Below are 13,036 nucleotides of genomic sequence, written 5' to 3' on the forward strand. Positions count from 1 at the left end.
CGGCATGGCTTCGCACTTCGACGTCGCGGCCTACGCCCTCGGGACGCTCGACGCCCGCGGCACGGAGGCCTTCGAGGGCCACCTCGCGAGTTGCGCGAACTGCCAGGTGGAGCTGTTCGAACTGCAGGAACTGCCCGGGCTGCTGGACACGGTCGCCGAGACCTGGCCGGATGCCCCCGTGCGGGGAGCCGTGATCTACGGCCTGCCCACGAAGCGGCGGCGGTTCCAGCACTTGGGCGCGGCGACCGCGGCGGCGGTGCTCGTGTTCCTCTCGGGGGCGGTGACGGCGATCGGGTTCCTCGGCTGGGACGGCGCCGACCCGCCCGCCGCTTCGGAGCCGCCGACGGCGCTGACCCGGCTCGATCCCGTGGCCGAGGAACCGGGCGGTGTCAGGGGGTCCCTCGAATCGTCGACGTCGCACGCCTGGGTGGAGACCACGCCGGAGGGCAGCCGGATCGCGCTCGACCTTGGTGGGATCACCGGCTCGACGCCGTGTTCGGCCGTTGTCGTGTCCCGCGCGGGGGAGACCACGGAAATCGCCTTGTTCGACCCGCCGAAAAAGGGCGAACGGGTGGTGGTGTCGGGAACGACTCCGTATCCAGTGGCCCAGATCGACCGGGTCGAAGTCCGCCGCGTTTCCTCCGGAAAAATCATAACGACGCTCAAGGCGCCAGAAAAATAGAACCGGATCGGCCGCCGTCACGTATTTCCTTGGGAAAGCCGATACGGAAATGGGAGAGCCAATGACGCGAATTCGGAACTTCGCCCTGGCCGTGGCGCTGGTGCCCATCGGCATCGCCTCGACGGCGTGCGGCGGCGAATCCACCGGCACGATTCCGAGCGAGGTCGCGGTGGTCAAATCCGACGCATATCCGGACACCGGCGCCGCGCAGGCGAAACTCGCCGTCGCCACCGTGCCGGACCTCGGGGCGATCATCACCACCGGCGACGGGAAGACGCTGTACCGGTTCGACAAGGACACCGCCAAACCTCCGACGTCCACTTGCGACGGTGAGTGTGCGGCGAAGTGGCCGCCGGTGCTGGTTCCGGAGGGTGCCGAGTTCGCGGTCGACGGTGTGGACAAGGCGTTGGTGTCGAGCCTCAAGCGCGCGGACGGCACCCGGCAGCTGAGCATCAGCGGGTGGCCCGCCTACACCTACGCCCAGGACACCGGACCCGGCGACGTCAAGGGGCAGGGTGTCGGCGGGACCTGGTTCGGCTTCACCGCGGCGGGCAAGAAGGCCATCGCTCCTGAAGCCGGTTCCCTTGAGGTGAAGGTGATGTCGGTGGCGCCGCTCGGCCAGATCCTCACCGACGCGGCCGGGATGACGCTGTACCGGTTCGACAAGGACACCGCGAACCCGCCGAAGTCCAACTGCGACGGCGACTGCGCCGCGAAGTGGCCGCCCGTGCTTGTCCCCGAAGGTGCCGCGCCGAAGCTCGACGGCGCCGACCCGGCCGCGCTGGGCATTGTCGAGCGCGGCGACGGGTCCCGGCAGCTCACGGCCGGGGGGTGGCCGCTTTATCTCTTCGCCGACGACAAGGTCCCGTGCGACATCAAGGGGCAGGGCGTCGGCGGGACCTGGTTCGCCGCCAAACCCGACGGCGGCAAAGCGACCGGCTGAGAGGAGGTCCACCACGAACACCGACGCTGTGGGGTGAGAAACCACGGCTCGGCCGGACCTCGCTCGGGTGGTCGAGCAGGGATCACCCGATCGAGACACGACGTCGAGCTGGAATGGCCCTCTGACCAAAGGCACTGGTCAGGGGGTCATTCGCGTTGTCCATCGACTCTTTGGAGAATAAAATCAAGCACGCATGCTTGATTTGGCCGGGTAGTCGTGCGACGGTAAGCATGTGATCGATCTGACCGCGCTGCTCGCCGACCTGCGGGCCGAAGGCGCCGAACTCGACTCCTGGGTCGAGCCGCTGTCCGACGACGAGTGGGCCACGCCGACGCCCGCGGAGGGGTGGACGGTCGCCCACCAGGTCGCCCACCTGGCCTGGACCGACGAGCGGTCCTTGCTCGCCGTGACCGACCCGGAGGCCTTTCAGGCCGAGTTCGCCGCCGCGCTGAGCGGGGGCAACGTGGCGCACTTCGTCGACGACGGGGCCGCCGAGGGTGCCGCCTTGCCGCCCGCGCAGCTCCTGGCCCGGTGGCGCTCGCTGCGCGACGACCTCAACGACGCCCTCGCGCAGGTGCCCGCCGGGACGAAACTGCCCTGGTACGGGCCGCCGATGAGCGCCGCGTCCATGGCGACCGCGCGGATCATGGAGACCTGGGCGCACTCCTGCGACGTGGCCGACGCGCTCGGGATCAAGCGGTCGCCGAGTCCGCGGATCAAGCACGTCGCCCACCTCGGGGTGCGCACCCGCGACTTCGCCTTCCAGCTCAACGGCCGCACCCCGCCCGCGGAGCCGTTCCGCGTGGAGCTGCTCGCGCCGGATATGTCCCTGTGGACGTGGGGGCCGACCGACGCCGCCCAGCGGGTCACCGGGCCCGCCATCGACTTCTGCCTGCTCGTCACCCAGCGCGTGCACCGCGACGACACCGCGCTGGTCGCGTTCGGCGCGCAGGCCGACGAATGGCTCGACATCGCGCAAGCGTTCGCGGGGGCGCCGGGGACCGGGAGGGCGAAGGCGTGATCCGCATCGGCAACGCGTCCGGCTTCTACGGCGACCGCCTCTCGGCGATGCGCGAGATGCTGACCGGCGGCGAGCTCGACGTCCTGACCGGTGACTACCTCGCCGAGCTGACCATGCTGATTCTTGGCAGGCAGCGGATGAAGGACCCGACGGGCGGATACGCGAAGACGTTCGTCCGCCAGCTTGAGGACTGCCTCGGACTGGCGGTCGAGCGCGGGGTCAAGATCGTCACCAACGCGGGCGGGTTGAACCCGGCGGGCCTCGCCCAGGCGGTTCGGGCGCTGTCGGACAAGCTCGGCATCGAGGTTTCCGTCGCCCACGTCGAAGGCGACGACTTGCTTCCGCGCGAAGGGGCGCTGACCGCAAACGCCTACCTTGGCGCGTGGGGGATCGCGGAATGCCTGCGCGCGGGGGCTGACATCGTGGTGACCGGACGGGTCACCGACGCGTCCTTGGTGGTCGGGCCTGCCGCCGCGCACTTCGGCTGGGCCCGCGACAACTTCGACGCGCTCGCCGGAGCCACCGTCGCCGGGCACGTCATCGAGTGCGGCGCGCAGGCCACGGGCGGCAACTTCTCCTTCTTCACCGAGATCGCCGACCTCGGCCACGCCGGATTCCCGATCGCCGAGATCTCGGAGGACGGGTCCTCGGTCATCACCAAGCACACCGGGACCGGTGGCGCGGTGACGGTGGAAACCGTGACAGCGCAACTGCTCTACGAGATCCAGGGCGTCGACTACCTGGGCCCGGACGTCACCACCCGCTTCGACACCATCTCGCTGGCATCGGACGGTCCCGACCGGGTGCGGATCAGCGGTGTGCGCGGCGGGCCGCCGCCGGAGACGGTGAAGGTGTGCGTCAACACCCTCGACGGGTTCCGCAACAGCGCCACCTTCGTCCTCTGTGGACTCGACATCGAGGCGAAGGCCGCGCTGGTGCGGCGGCAGCTGGAATCGCTGATCGGCGAGGACGGCCTCACGTGGACGCTGGCCCGCACCGACCACCCCGACGCGGACACCGAGGAGGCGGCCAGCGCGCTGCTGCACGTCATGGTCAAGACGCCGGACCCGGCGCGGGCCAAGGCGTTCTCTCGGGCGACCGTCGAACTCGCGCTGGCCTCCTATCCTGGCTTCACCCTGACTGCTCCGCCCGCCGACGGCACGCCGATCGGGGTGTACCGGCCGGAATACGTCTCGCCCGCCGAGGTGGAGCACACCGCGGTCCTGCCCAACGGCGAGAATCACGTGCTGAAGTGGACCGAGGGCGCGGCGGTCGAGCCCCGCTCCGTCGACTGGACCGACCCGGGCACCGATTTCGGTCCTACGCGACGGGTTCCGCTCGGGTCCGTTGTCGGCGCGCGGTCGGGTGACAAGGGTGGCGATGCCAACCTGGGGCTGTGGGTGCGGCGGCCGGAGGCGTTCGACTGGCTGGTGCGCACGCTGACCGTGGAACGCCTGCGCTCGCTGCTGCCCGAGACCTTGGGGCTGGACATCGAGCGGCACCTCTACCCGAACCTCGCCGCGGTCAACTTCGTCGTGCACGGCCTACTCGGCCAGGGCGTCGCCGCGGCCACCCGCTTCGACCCGCAGGCCAAGGCGTTCGGCGAATGGCTGCGATCACGGCACATCGACGTCCCGGAGGTCTTCCTGTGAACCCGTTCGACACCCCGCAACGCCGTGAGCTGCGCGCGACCGTGCGCCGGTTCATGGACACCGAAGTGCTGCCGCACCTGGAGTCCTGGGAGCGCGCGGGCGAGGTTCCCCGGTCGCTGCACTGCGCGGCGGCCGAACTCGGGCTGCTCGGCGTCGCCTTCCCTGAGGCCGTCGGCGGCGGTGGCGGCGACGTCATCGACGCCATGGTCGTCGTCGAGGAGATGCACTACGCGGGCGCGTCCGGCGGACTCATCGCCGCGCTGCTGACCTGCGGAATCGCCGTGCCGCACATCGCTTTCGCGGGGGACCCGCAGCACATCGAGAAGTGGGTCAAGCCGACGCTGGCCGGCTCGTTGATCGGCTCCCTGGCTATCACCGAACCCGACGGCGGCTCGGATGTCGCGGGCCTGCGCACCACGGCCAAGCGCGACGGCGACGACTTCATCGTCAACGGCGCCAAGACGTTCATCACCTCTGGCGTTCGCGCCGACTTCGTCACCACCGCGGTGCGGACCGGCGACGCGGGCGCGCACGGGATCTCGCTGCTGGTCATCGAGAAGGACACACCCGGCTTCACCGTGAGCAAGCGGCTGGAGAAGATGGGCTGGCTGTGCTCGGACACCGCCGAGTTGGCCTTCGTGGACTGCCGGGTGCCCGCGGCGAACCTGGTGGGCAAGGAGAACACCGGGTTCATCCAGATCGCCCAGAACTTCGTCGCCGAGCGGCTCACCCTCGCGGTGCAGGCGTACGCGGCGGCGCAGCGGGCGCTGGACCTGACGCTGGAGTGGTGCCGGATGCGGGAGACCTTCGGTCGCCCGCTGATCTCCCGGCAGTCGGTGCAGACGACCGTCACCGAGATGGCCCGCAAGATCGACGTGGCCCGGGTCTACACCCGTGACGTCGCCGCCCGGCACCTCGCGGGCGAGGACGTCATCGCCCAGGTCTGCTTCGCGAAGAACACCGCCGTCGAGACCGGCGAGTGGGTCGCGCACCAGGCGGTGCAACTCTTCGGCGGCCTTGGCTACATGCGGGAGTCCGAAGTGGAACGCCACTACCGCGACATGCGGATCCTCGGTATCGGCGGCGGCACCAACGAGATCATGACCGGCCTGGCCGCGAAGCGATTGGGATACACCTCATGACCACACTGCGCTCCTCGGTGGACAGCACGGGCGCCGACTTCCAGGCCAACCGCGAGGCGATGCTGGCCAAGCTCGCCGAACTCGACACCGAGCACGCCAAGGCGGTGGCGGGGGGCGGGGAGAAGTACACCGCCCGGCACCACAAGCGCGGCAAGATGCTGGCCCGCGAGCGGGTCGAGATGCTGCTCGACCCGGACTCCCCGTTCCTCGAACTGTCGCCGCTGGCGGCCTGGGGCTCGGACTTCCCGGTCGGCGCGAGCCTGGTCACCGGCATCGGCGTCGTCGAGGGCGTCGAGTGCATGATCAACGCCAACGACCCGACGGTCAAAGGCGGCGCGATCAACCCGTGGGGCATGAAGAAGGGCTTCCGCGCCGCCGACATCGCAGCGCAGAACCGGCTGCCCACGATCAACCTCGTCGAGTCCGGTGGCGCCGATCTCCCGACGCAGAAGGACATCTTCATCCCCGGCGGGCGCACGTTCCGCGACCTGACCCGGGCCTCGGCCGCGGGCATCCCGACCGTCGCCCTGGTGTTCGGCAACTCGACCGCGGGCGGCGCGTACCTGCCGGGCATGTCCGATTACGTCGTCATGGTCAAGGAGCGCGCGAAGGTGTTCCTCGGCGGTCCGCCGCTGGTGAAGATGGCCACCGGTGAGGACTCCGACGACGAATCCCTTGGCGGCGCGGAGATGCACGCCCGCGTGTCCGGCCTCGCCGACTACCTCGCCGCCGACGAGCAGGACGCGATCCGGCTCGGCAGGCGGATCGTCAAGCGACTCAACTGGCGCAAGCTCGGCCCGGCCCCGGCCGCAGACTACGCCGAACCCGAGCACGACGCCGAGGACCTGCTGGGCATCGTGCCCACGGACCTCAAGATCCCGTTCGACCCGCGCGAGGTCATCGCCCGGGTGGTCGACGGCTCCGACTTCGACGAGTTCAAGCCGCTCTACGGCTCCAGCCTGGTCACCGGCTGGGCGCAGGTCCACGGCTATCCCGTGGGCATCCTGGCCAACGCGCGTGGTGTGCTGTTCAGCGAGGAAGCGCAGAAGGCGACCCAGTTCATCCAGCTGGCCAACCAGACGAACACTCCGCTGCTTTTCCTGCACAACACCACCGGTTACATGGTCGGCAAGGAGTACGAGCAGGGCGGCATGATCAAGCACGGCGCGATGATGGTCAACGCCGTGTCGAACTCGAAGGTCCCGCACATCTCGCTGCTCATCGGCGCGTCCTACGGCGCCGGGCACTACGGCATGTGCGGCCGCGCCTACGACCCCCGGTTCCTCTTCGCCTGGCCCAGCGCCAAATCCGCGGTCATGGGCGCCGCGCAGCTCGCGGGCGTGCTCTCGATCGTCATGCGCCAAGGCGCCGAAGCCAAGGGGCAGATCTACAACGAAGAGCACGACGCGGCCATGCGTGCCATGGTCGAAGGCCAGATCGAGGCGCAGTCGCTGCCGACGTTCCTGTCCGGCATGGTCTACGACGACGGCATCATCGACCCCCGGGACACCCGCACGGTGCTCGGTATCTCCCTGTCCGCGATCCACAATGGACCAGTGAAGGGCGCCGACGGTTTCGGCGTCTTCCGGATGTGAGCGCCCACATGATCACCTCAGTTCTCGTGGCCAACCGTGGGGAGATCGCGCGGCGGGTCTTCCGCACCGCCGGCGACCTCGGCATCGCGACTGTCGCGGTGTACTCCGACGCGGACGCCGACTCCCCGCATGTCGCCGACGCCGACACCGCGGTCCGGCTGCCGGGCAACACGCCCGCCGAGACCTACCTGCGCGGCGACCTGGTCATCCAGGCCGCGCGGGACGCCGGGGCGGACGCCATCCACCCCGGATACGGTTTCCTGTCGGAGAACGCCGAGTTCGCCCGCGCGGTCATCGACGCCGGGCTGGTCTGGGTCGGCCCGCCGGTCGAGGCGATCGAGCGGATGGGCTCCAAGATCGAATCCAAGGAGCTGATGGCTGCCGCGGGTGTGCCCGTGCTGTCCAATATGGACCCGGACGCGGTGACCGATTTTCCGGTGCTGGTCAAGGCCTCGGCTGGTGGTGGCGGTCGCGGGATGCGGATCGTGCGGTCCCAGGCCGAGCTGGCCGGGGCGGTCGAGGGGGCGCGGTCGGAGGCCGGGTCGGCGTTCGGCGACTCGACGGTGTTCATCGAGCCGTACCTGGAGACCGGCAGGCACATCGAGGTCCAGGTGATGGCCGACCGGCACGGGACGGTGTGGGCGGTGGGGGAGCGCGAGTGCTCCATCCAGCGCCGCCACCAGAAGGTCATCGAGGAAGCGCCGTCGCCGCTGGTCGAGCGCACGGAGGGCATGCGGGAGCGGCTGTTCGACGCCGCGCGCAAGGCCGCCGCCGCGATCGGCTACGAGGGCGCGGGCACGGTCGAGTTCCTGGCCGACGAGTCCGGCCGGTTCTTCTTCCTGGAGATGAACACCCGGCTGCAGGTCGAGCACCCGGTCACCGAGTGCGTCACCGGGCTCGACCTCGTCGCGCTGCAGCTGTCCATCGCCGAAGGTGCTCCGCTGGCCGCCGAGCCGCCGGTCAGCCGGGGGCACGCCATCGAGGTCCGGCTCTACGCCGAGGACCCGGCGGCGAACTGGCTGCCGCAAAGCGGAGCACTGCACCGATTCGAGATCAATGCTCTCGCTTCGTTCGCCAACCCGGCCGGCGCGGGCATCCGCGTCGACTCCGGTGTGGTCAGCGGTTCGCTGGTCGGGGTGCATTACGACCCCATGCTGGCCAAGGTCATCTCGTGGGCGCCTGATCGCACCAGCGCCGCCCGCTCACTTGCCGGAGCACTGCTCCGGGCGCGGGTCCACGGGGTTCGGACCAATCGGGACCTGCTGGTGCGGGTGCTGCGGCACCCGGCGTTCCTGGCGGGCGACACCGACACCGCGTTCTTCGACCGGCACGGCCTGGACACGCTCGCCGCGCCCATCGCCGACAAGGACGCCGAGTCGCTGTCCGCGCTGGCCGCCGCGATCGCCGACACCGAGGCCAACCGGGCGGCGGCGAAGGTGCAGGGGCGGATTCCGGCCGGGTGGCGCAACGTCGTGTCGCAGCCGCAGATCAAGCGGTTCGAGTCGGCTTCGGGCGAGCACGAGGTGCGCTACCGGATCACCCGGGACGGGCTTTCCGGCGTCGAGGGGGTTCGGCTGCTCGCTTCCTCGCCGACGCGGGTCGAGTTGGACGTCGCGGGCGTGCGGCGGGTGTTCGAAGTCGCCCGCTATCCCGGTATCGCTTGTGTGGACTCGACTTTCGGGTCGGTCACGCTGACCGTGCCGCCGCGGTTCGCCGACCCGGCCGACCATGTCGCGCCGGGCTCGTTGCTCGCGCCGATGCCCGGGACCGTGATCCGGGTGGCCGCCGAGGCGGGCCAGCGGGTCGACGCCGGGCAGCCGCTGCTGTGGCTTGAGGCGATGAAGATGGAACACCGGATCGACGCACCCGTCACCGGTGTGGTCAGCGAACTCACCGTGTCCCCAGGAGACCAGGTCGACGTCGGCCGGGTCCTCGCCGTAGTCGTGGAGGAATCATGAGCTTCACCGAGTCCGAGGAACGCCAGGCGCTGCGGGCGGCCGTCGGCGAACTGGGCCGCAAGTACGGCCACGATTACCTGGTCAAGCAGGCCAGGTCCGGCGGGCACACCACCGAGTTGTGGAACGAGGCGGGCAAGCTCGGCTACCTCGGCGTCAACGTGCCGGAGGAGTTCGGCGGCGGCGGTGGCGGCATCGGCGACCTGGCCGCGGTGTGCGAGGAGTTGGGCGCGACCGGCACCGGACTGCTGCAGATGGTCGTGTCCCCGGCGATCTGCGCGACGATCATCGCGCGGTTCGGGACGGACGAGCAGAAGCAGCGCTACCTGCCGGGCTTCGCCGACGGGTCGCTGCGCATGGCGTTCGCGATCACCGAGCCTGACGCGGGGTCCAACGCGCACAAGCTGACCACCACCGCCCGGCGTGACGGCGACGGCTGGATTCTCAGCGGGCGCAAGGTGTTCATCTCCTGCGTCGACGAGTCGCAGTCGGTGCTGGTCGTGGGTCGCACGGAGGACGCGAAGACCGGCAAGCTCAAGCCCGCGCTGTTCGTCGTCCCGACCGACGCCGCCGGGTTCGAGTTCACGAAGATCCCGATGGACATCGTGTCGCCGGACTACCAGTTCGCCCTGTTCCTCGACGACGTCCGGCTCCCCGGCGACGCGCTGATCGGCTCCGAGGACGCGGCGCTGATGCAGCTGTTCGCCGGGCTGAACCCGGAGCGGATCATGGCTTCGGCGTTCGCCGTGGGTATGGGCCGCTTCGCGCTGGAGAAGGCCGTCGAGTACGCGAAGACCCGCACGGTGTGGAAGGAGCCGATCGGCGCGCACCAGGCCGTCGCGCATCCGCTGGCGCAGGCCAAGATCGAGCTGGAACTGGCCAAGCTGATGATGCAGAAAGCCGCCGCGCTGTACGACGGCGGCGACGACATGGCCGCGGGCGAGGCGGCGAACATGGCGAAGTACGCCGCCGGGGAGGCCGTGATCAAGGCGGTGGACGCGGCTGTGCAGACCCATGGCGGCAACGGTTTGGCCAGCGAGTACGGTCTCGGCGCACTCATCGGCGCGTCCCGGCTGACCCGGATCGCGCCGGTGAGCCGTGAGATGATCCTGAACTTCGTGGCGCAGTTCTCCCTTGGGCTGCCGAAGTCGTACTAAGGATGTGACGTGAGCACCGAGGCAGTCAGGCAGCCGCAGCAGGACCGCAGCCGGGCCACCCGGCAGCGGCTGCTGGCGGCGGCCATCGACTGCCTCGCCGAACTCGGGTGGACCGGCAGCACGGTGTCGGTCGTCGCCGAACGGGCCGGGGTGTCGCGCGGGGCGGCGCAGCACCACTTCCCGACCCGGGAGGACCTGGTCACCGCGGCCATCGAGTACGTCGCCGAAGAGCGGTTGGCGCACCTGCGGCAGGGCTTGCCGGACCTGCCGCCGGGGCGCGACCGGACCGAGTTCGTCGTCGACACGATCGGCGAGATGTACGCGAGCAAGCTGTTCTCGGCGGCCCTGCAACTGTGGGTGGCGGCTTCTTCGGATGCGCAGTTGCGGGAGAAGGTCGTGCCGCTGGAAGCGCGGGTGGGTCGGGAGGCGCACCGGATGACGGTCGAGGCGCTTGGGGCGGACGAGTCCCGCCCCGGGGTTCGGGAAGCGGTGCAGGCGACCCTGGACCTGGCCCGCGGCCTGGGCCTGGCAAACCTCCTCACCGACGACGCCAAGCGCCGGTCACGGGTGCTGCGCCAGTGGGCGATGACCCTGGACGCCGCTCTGTCCTGATCTCACCAGATCCAGAACCCGCCCCCGTCGGGAACGATGAGGTGGGCCGCTTCGGGACCGGGGTAGGAGGAGTCGTCGTCCAACGGGATCGCGAAGCGGTGCTCACGGGAGTCCACGGCCAGGTACCGGTCCGGGACGAGTTCGTAGCTGTCGATCGTCAAGCCGATGTAGTAGCGCATGACGACCGGGGACTGCCCTTCGGGGAAACGCCACGCCCGGCAGCCGTACAGGCCCCACGGGTTGGCGAGCGCGCGGAGAACCGGGCCGTCGAAATGCGGTTCGACGTGGTCGCGCACGAAGCACACGGCGCTGATCTCGCGGTCGACCAGGAGCTCTAGCGGATCGTCGACAGGCACGCGGCCATGGTGTCATGTGGCTACTGTGTGGTTATGCCACTCGGTCACCTGGGCCTGAATGTCGCGTCCCTCGCCAGGGCGAAGGCCTTTTACGACGTCGTCATGCCGATGGTGGACTTCGAGCCGTTCTTCAGCACGGAGACCGAGTTCTCCTACCGGCCGGTCGACGGGAAGGTCGGCACCTGGCTGTTCTTCTACGGCGCACTTGAGGAAGGCGCGTACTCGCGGCACAAGCCGGGCCTGCAGCACCTCGCGTTCATTGTGCGCACCAGGGCGGTGGTGCAGGAGGTGTTCGACGCGGCCCTGCGGCTGGGTGCGGTGGCTGTGCACGAGCCGACGGAATTCCCCGAATACCACTAGGGCTATTACGCGGCTTTCGTCCAGGACCCGGAAGGTTTCATGGTGGAGTTCGTCTGCCACCGCGAGGACCCGCAATAGTTCAGCGAACGTCGTTGGTGGATTCGGCTGGGTGCTTGATCTGCTCGCGGAGGATGTCGCCGTGGCCGGCGTGGCGGGCGAAGTCCTCGATGATGAGCAGGTAGATGAACCGCAGGTTCACCTCGCCGAGGTCGTGGTGTGTTGTGGTGTGGTCGAAGTCGAAATCGGCGGCGATCGCGCGTGAGCGTTCGCTGGCGCGCTCGAATTCGGCGATCACGTCGGCCAGGGTCTCGTTGTCGTCAACGATGAAGCTGGTGTCGGCCGCCGTCGTGCCGCCATCGCATTCGCTCTTGGGACGTTTCCCCAGGACGTGCTGGAACCAGATCCGCTCGGCGACCGCGGCGTGCTTGAGCAAACCGATCGGGGTGGTCGGCGACGCGACGAGGCGGCGGCGGGCCTCTGCTTCGGACAGACCGCGCACCGTGTTGATCAATTCGGTTCGGTTGCGGTCCAACATGCTCTCGAGCAAATGGCGTTCAGCGCCGGTGATGGTGCGTGGTATCGACCAGGTCATTGTCGGCTCGATTCTGTTCGTGGCATGGGCGGGTCTGCCTGTCGCACTCGCGGTTTGGTTCGACGCCCTCCTGTTTCGGAAGGTTCGGGCGCATGAAGGTTTCTGCGCGGAAGGGCCTCGGTGAGCCGCGCGCTGACTGCGCGGTTGTCGGCTTTGAGTCGCAAGAGCTGCGCGCTGCGGGGGCCAGGCTGCCGCCGGTCTGCCGCATCGCACGCAGGCGATGCCCAAATCCTATCCCATGTTGTGCTGGTGCTGGGTGGAGCGACGTCCCCCGACGAGCAACAGGGCCGCCGCGACCAGGAGGAACAGCAAGGGGGAGAACCCTGAGAGCACCGTGCCGATCACAGTCCACGCCGCGACACTCCAGGCGATGAACGGTGGCGGCGTGATGCCCCGGCGATCAAGCCACAGCACGATCACACCGATCAGGAGCAGCGGCAAACCGAAGCTGTACACCGAATACCAGAACGCGGCCGTGGTGTGGCTCATCGCGAGCGGGTCGTTGTTCTGCTCTTTCCACAGCGCCCAGCCGAACCAGCTTCCGGCGTAGTGCGGGGCCGTCTGCACCAAGGCGCCGATCGAGTGCCCCAGTCCGCACAGCACGATCAGCCCGCCTGCCTGAGGTTCCCCCCGGGAGTCGGACACCGGGTTTCATGCCGCGAGGGCGAGGCCTTGACGATAGCTGATGCGGGTTTCGTGTGGTGTTCGGTAGTTGAGTGTCGAATGTAGACGGTCGTGGTTGTAGTAGGCGAGGTAGGCGAACACGGCCTGTCGGGCCTGGTCGCGGGTGGCCCAGACCCGGGTGCCGATCTCAGTTTTGAGGGTGGCGAAGAACGACTCGGCGACGGCGTTGTCGTAGCAGGAGCCGACTCTGCCCATCGACGGTCGGGCACCCACCGTCGTGAGGGTGCGGCGGTACTCGGCGGAGCTGTATTGGGCGGATTCAACTGGTCGTCGCAACACCTCGAT

At 69.2% G+C, this 13,036-nt stretch carries 14 protein-coding genes; 10 read left to right on the forward strand and 4 right to left on the reverse strand.

The genetic code is table 11. The annotated features are described in order from the left end of the window. The first annotated feature begins 4 nt into the window (after positions 1 to 4). The 9 genes from GPZ80_RS20480 to GPZ80_RS20520 all read left to right on the forward strand — a co-directional run bounded on the left by GPZ80_RS20480 (position 5) and on the right by GPZ80_RS20520 (position 10,759). Positions 5 to 682: a zf-HC2 domain-containing protein gene (locus tag GPZ80_RS20480; protein ID WP_187222406.1), complete on the forward strand. Its 678-nt coding sequence runs from the start codon at positions 5 to 7 to the stop codon at positions 680 to 682. Positions 683 to 743: 61 nt separating this feature from the next. After that, the gene (locus GPZ80_RS20485; protein WP_187222407.1) at positions 744 to 1,625 is read left to right on the forward strand and encodes a hypothetical protein; all 882 of its coding nucleotides are present in this window, start codon (positions 744 to 746) and stop codon (positions 1,623 to 1,625) included. Positions 1,626 to 1,857: 232 nt separating this feature from the next. After that, the gene (locus tag GPZ80_RS20490; RefSeq protein ID WP_187222409.1) at positions 1,858 to 2,646 is read left to right on the forward strand and encodes a TIGR03084 family metal-binding protein; all 789 of its coding nucleotides are present in this window, start codon (positions 1,858 to 1,860) and stop codon (positions 2,644 to 2,646) included. 47 nt (positions 2,647 to 2,693) lie between these two features. Continuing rightward, complete coding sequence (locus GPZ80_RS20495; RefSeq protein WP_246477308.1) at positions 2,694 to 4,298, forward strand: acyclic terpene utilization AtuA family protein; 1,605 nt, start codon at positions 2,694 to 2,696, stop codon at positions 4,296 to 4,298. Next, positions 4,253 to 5,440, forward strand: coding sequence for an acyl-CoA dehydrogenase family protein (locus GPZ80_RS20500; RefSeq protein ID WP_187222413.1), 1,188 nt, complete (start codon positions 4,253 to 4,255; stop codon positions 5,438 to 5,440). Before GPZ80_RS20495 ends, GPZ80_RS20500 begins: the two co-directional genes overlap by 46 nt. Next, the gene (locus GPZ80_RS20505) at positions 5,437 to 7,035 is read left to right on the forward strand and encodes an acyl-CoA carboxylase subunit beta (RefSeq protein ID WP_187222414.1); all 1,599 of its coding nucleotides are present in this window, start codon (positions 5,437 to 5,439) and stop codon (positions 7,033 to 7,035) included. The genes GPZ80_RS20500 and GPZ80_RS20505 overlap by 4 nt, the downstream gene beginning before the upstream one ends. A gap of 8 nt (positions 7,036 to 7,043) precedes the next feature. Further along, on the forward strand, positions 7,044 to 8,993 hold the full coding sequence (locus tag GPZ80_RS20510; RefSeq protein WP_187222416.1) for an ATP-binding protein: 1,950 nt from the start codon (positions 7,044 to 7,046) through the stop codon (positions 8,991 to 8,993). Beyond that, a complete protein-coding gene (locus GPZ80_RS20515) occupies positions 8,990 to 10,147 on the forward strand; it encodes an acyl-CoA dehydrogenase family protein (protein ID WP_187222419.1) in 1,158 nt (385 codons plus the stop codon). Before GPZ80_RS20510 ends, GPZ80_RS20515 begins: the two co-directional genes overlap by 4 nt. Before the next feature lie 9 nt (positions 10,148 to 10,156). Continuing rightward, the gene (locus GPZ80_RS20520) at positions 10,157 to 10,759 is read left to right on the forward strand and encodes a TetR/AcrR family transcriptional regulator (RefSeq protein ID WP_187222420.1); all 603 of its coding nucleotides are present in this window, start codon (positions 10,157 to 10,159) and stop codon (positions 10,757 to 10,759) included. Positions 10,760 to 10,761: 2 nt separating this feature from the next. Here the strand turns inward: GPZ80_RS20520 and GPZ80_RS20525 are convergent, their stop codons facing one another. Then, entirely contained in the window at positions 10,762 to 11,115 is a 354-nt protein-coding gene (locus GPZ80_RS20525) for a hypothetical protein (RefSeq protein ID WP_187222422.1), read from the reverse strand. A 33-nt stretch (positions 11,116 to 11,148) separates the two neighbouring features. Between GPZ80_RS20525 and GPZ80_RS20530 the strand changes: the two genes are divergently transcribed. Then, a complete protein-coding gene (locus tag GPZ80_RS20530) occupies positions 11,149 to 11,475 on the forward strand; it encodes a VOC family protein (protein ID WP_222719560.1) in 327 nt (108 codons plus the stop codon). 79 nt (positions 11,476 to 11,554) lie between these two features. Here the strand turns inward: GPZ80_RS20530 and GPZ80_RS20535 are convergent, their stop codons facing one another. From GPZ80_RS20535 to GPZ80_RS20545, 3 genes are all read right to left on the reverse strand, one after another. Next, positions 11,555 to 12,010, reverse strand: coding sequence for a DinB family protein (locus tag GPZ80_RS20535; protein ID WP_246477275.1), 456 nt, complete (start codon positions 12,008 to 12,010; stop codon positions 11,555 to 11,557). A gap of 288 nt (positions 12,011 to 12,298) precedes the next feature. After that, positions 12,299 to 12,712, reverse strand: coding sequence for a DUF6463 family protein (locus GPZ80_RS20540; protein WP_187222426.1), 414 nt, complete (start codon positions 12,710 to 12,712; stop codon positions 12,299 to 12,301). A 6-nt stretch (positions 12,713 to 12,718) separates the two neighbouring features. Beyond that, positions 12,719 to 13,036: integrase core domain-containing protein (locus GPZ80_RS20545; protein ID WP_222719561.1), on the reverse strand; the 318-nt coding region annotated here is incomplete at its 5' end.

The sequence above is a fragment of the Actinokineospora xionganensis genome, from assembly GCF_014323725.1.
Classification (GTDB): domain Bacteria; phylum Actinomycetota; class Actinomycetes; order Mycobacteriales; family Pseudonocardiaceae; genus Actinokineospora; species Actinokineospora xionganensis.

Excerpts from the sequence above, each read along its gene's own strand:
- GPZ80_RS20505 (WP_187222414.1), top strand. The coding sequence starts at position 5,437 with ATGACCACACTGCGCTCCTCGGTGGACAGCACGGGCGCCGACTTCCAG.
- GPZ80_RS20480 (WP_187222406.1), top strand. The coding sequence starts at position 5 with ATGGCTTCGCACTTCGACGTCGCGGCCTACGCCCTCGGGACGCTCGAC.
- GPZ80_RS20515 (WP_187222419.1), top strand. The coding sequence starts at position 8,990 with ATGAGCTTCACCGAGTCCGAGGAACGCCAGGCGCTGCGGGCGGCCGTC.
- GPZ80_RS20535 (WP_246477275.1), bottom strand. The coding sequence starts at position 12,010 with ATGTTGGACCGCAACCGAACCGAATTGATCAACACGGTGCGCGGTCTG.
- GPZ80_RS20500 (WP_187222413.1), top strand. The coding sequence starts at position 4,253 with ATGGCTGCGATCACGGCACATCGACGTCCCGGAGGTCTTCCTGTGAAC.
- GPZ80_RS20530 (WP_222719560.1), top strand. The coding sequence starts at position 11,149 with ATGCCACTCGGTCACCTGGGCCTGAATGTCGCGTCCCTCGCCAGGGCG.
- GPZ80_RS20510 (WP_187222416.1), top strand. The coding sequence starts at position 7,044 with ATGATCACCTCAGTTCTCGTGGCCAACCGTGGGGAGATCGCGCGGCGG.
- GPZ80_RS20485 (WP_187222407.1), top strand. The coding sequence starts at position 744 with ATGACGCGAATTCGGAACTTCGCCCTGGCCGTGGCGCTGGTGCCCATC.
- GPZ80_RS20495 (WP_246477308.1), top strand. The coding sequence starts at position 2,694 with ATGCGCGAGATGCTGACCGGCGGCGAGCTCGACGTCCTGACCGGTGAC.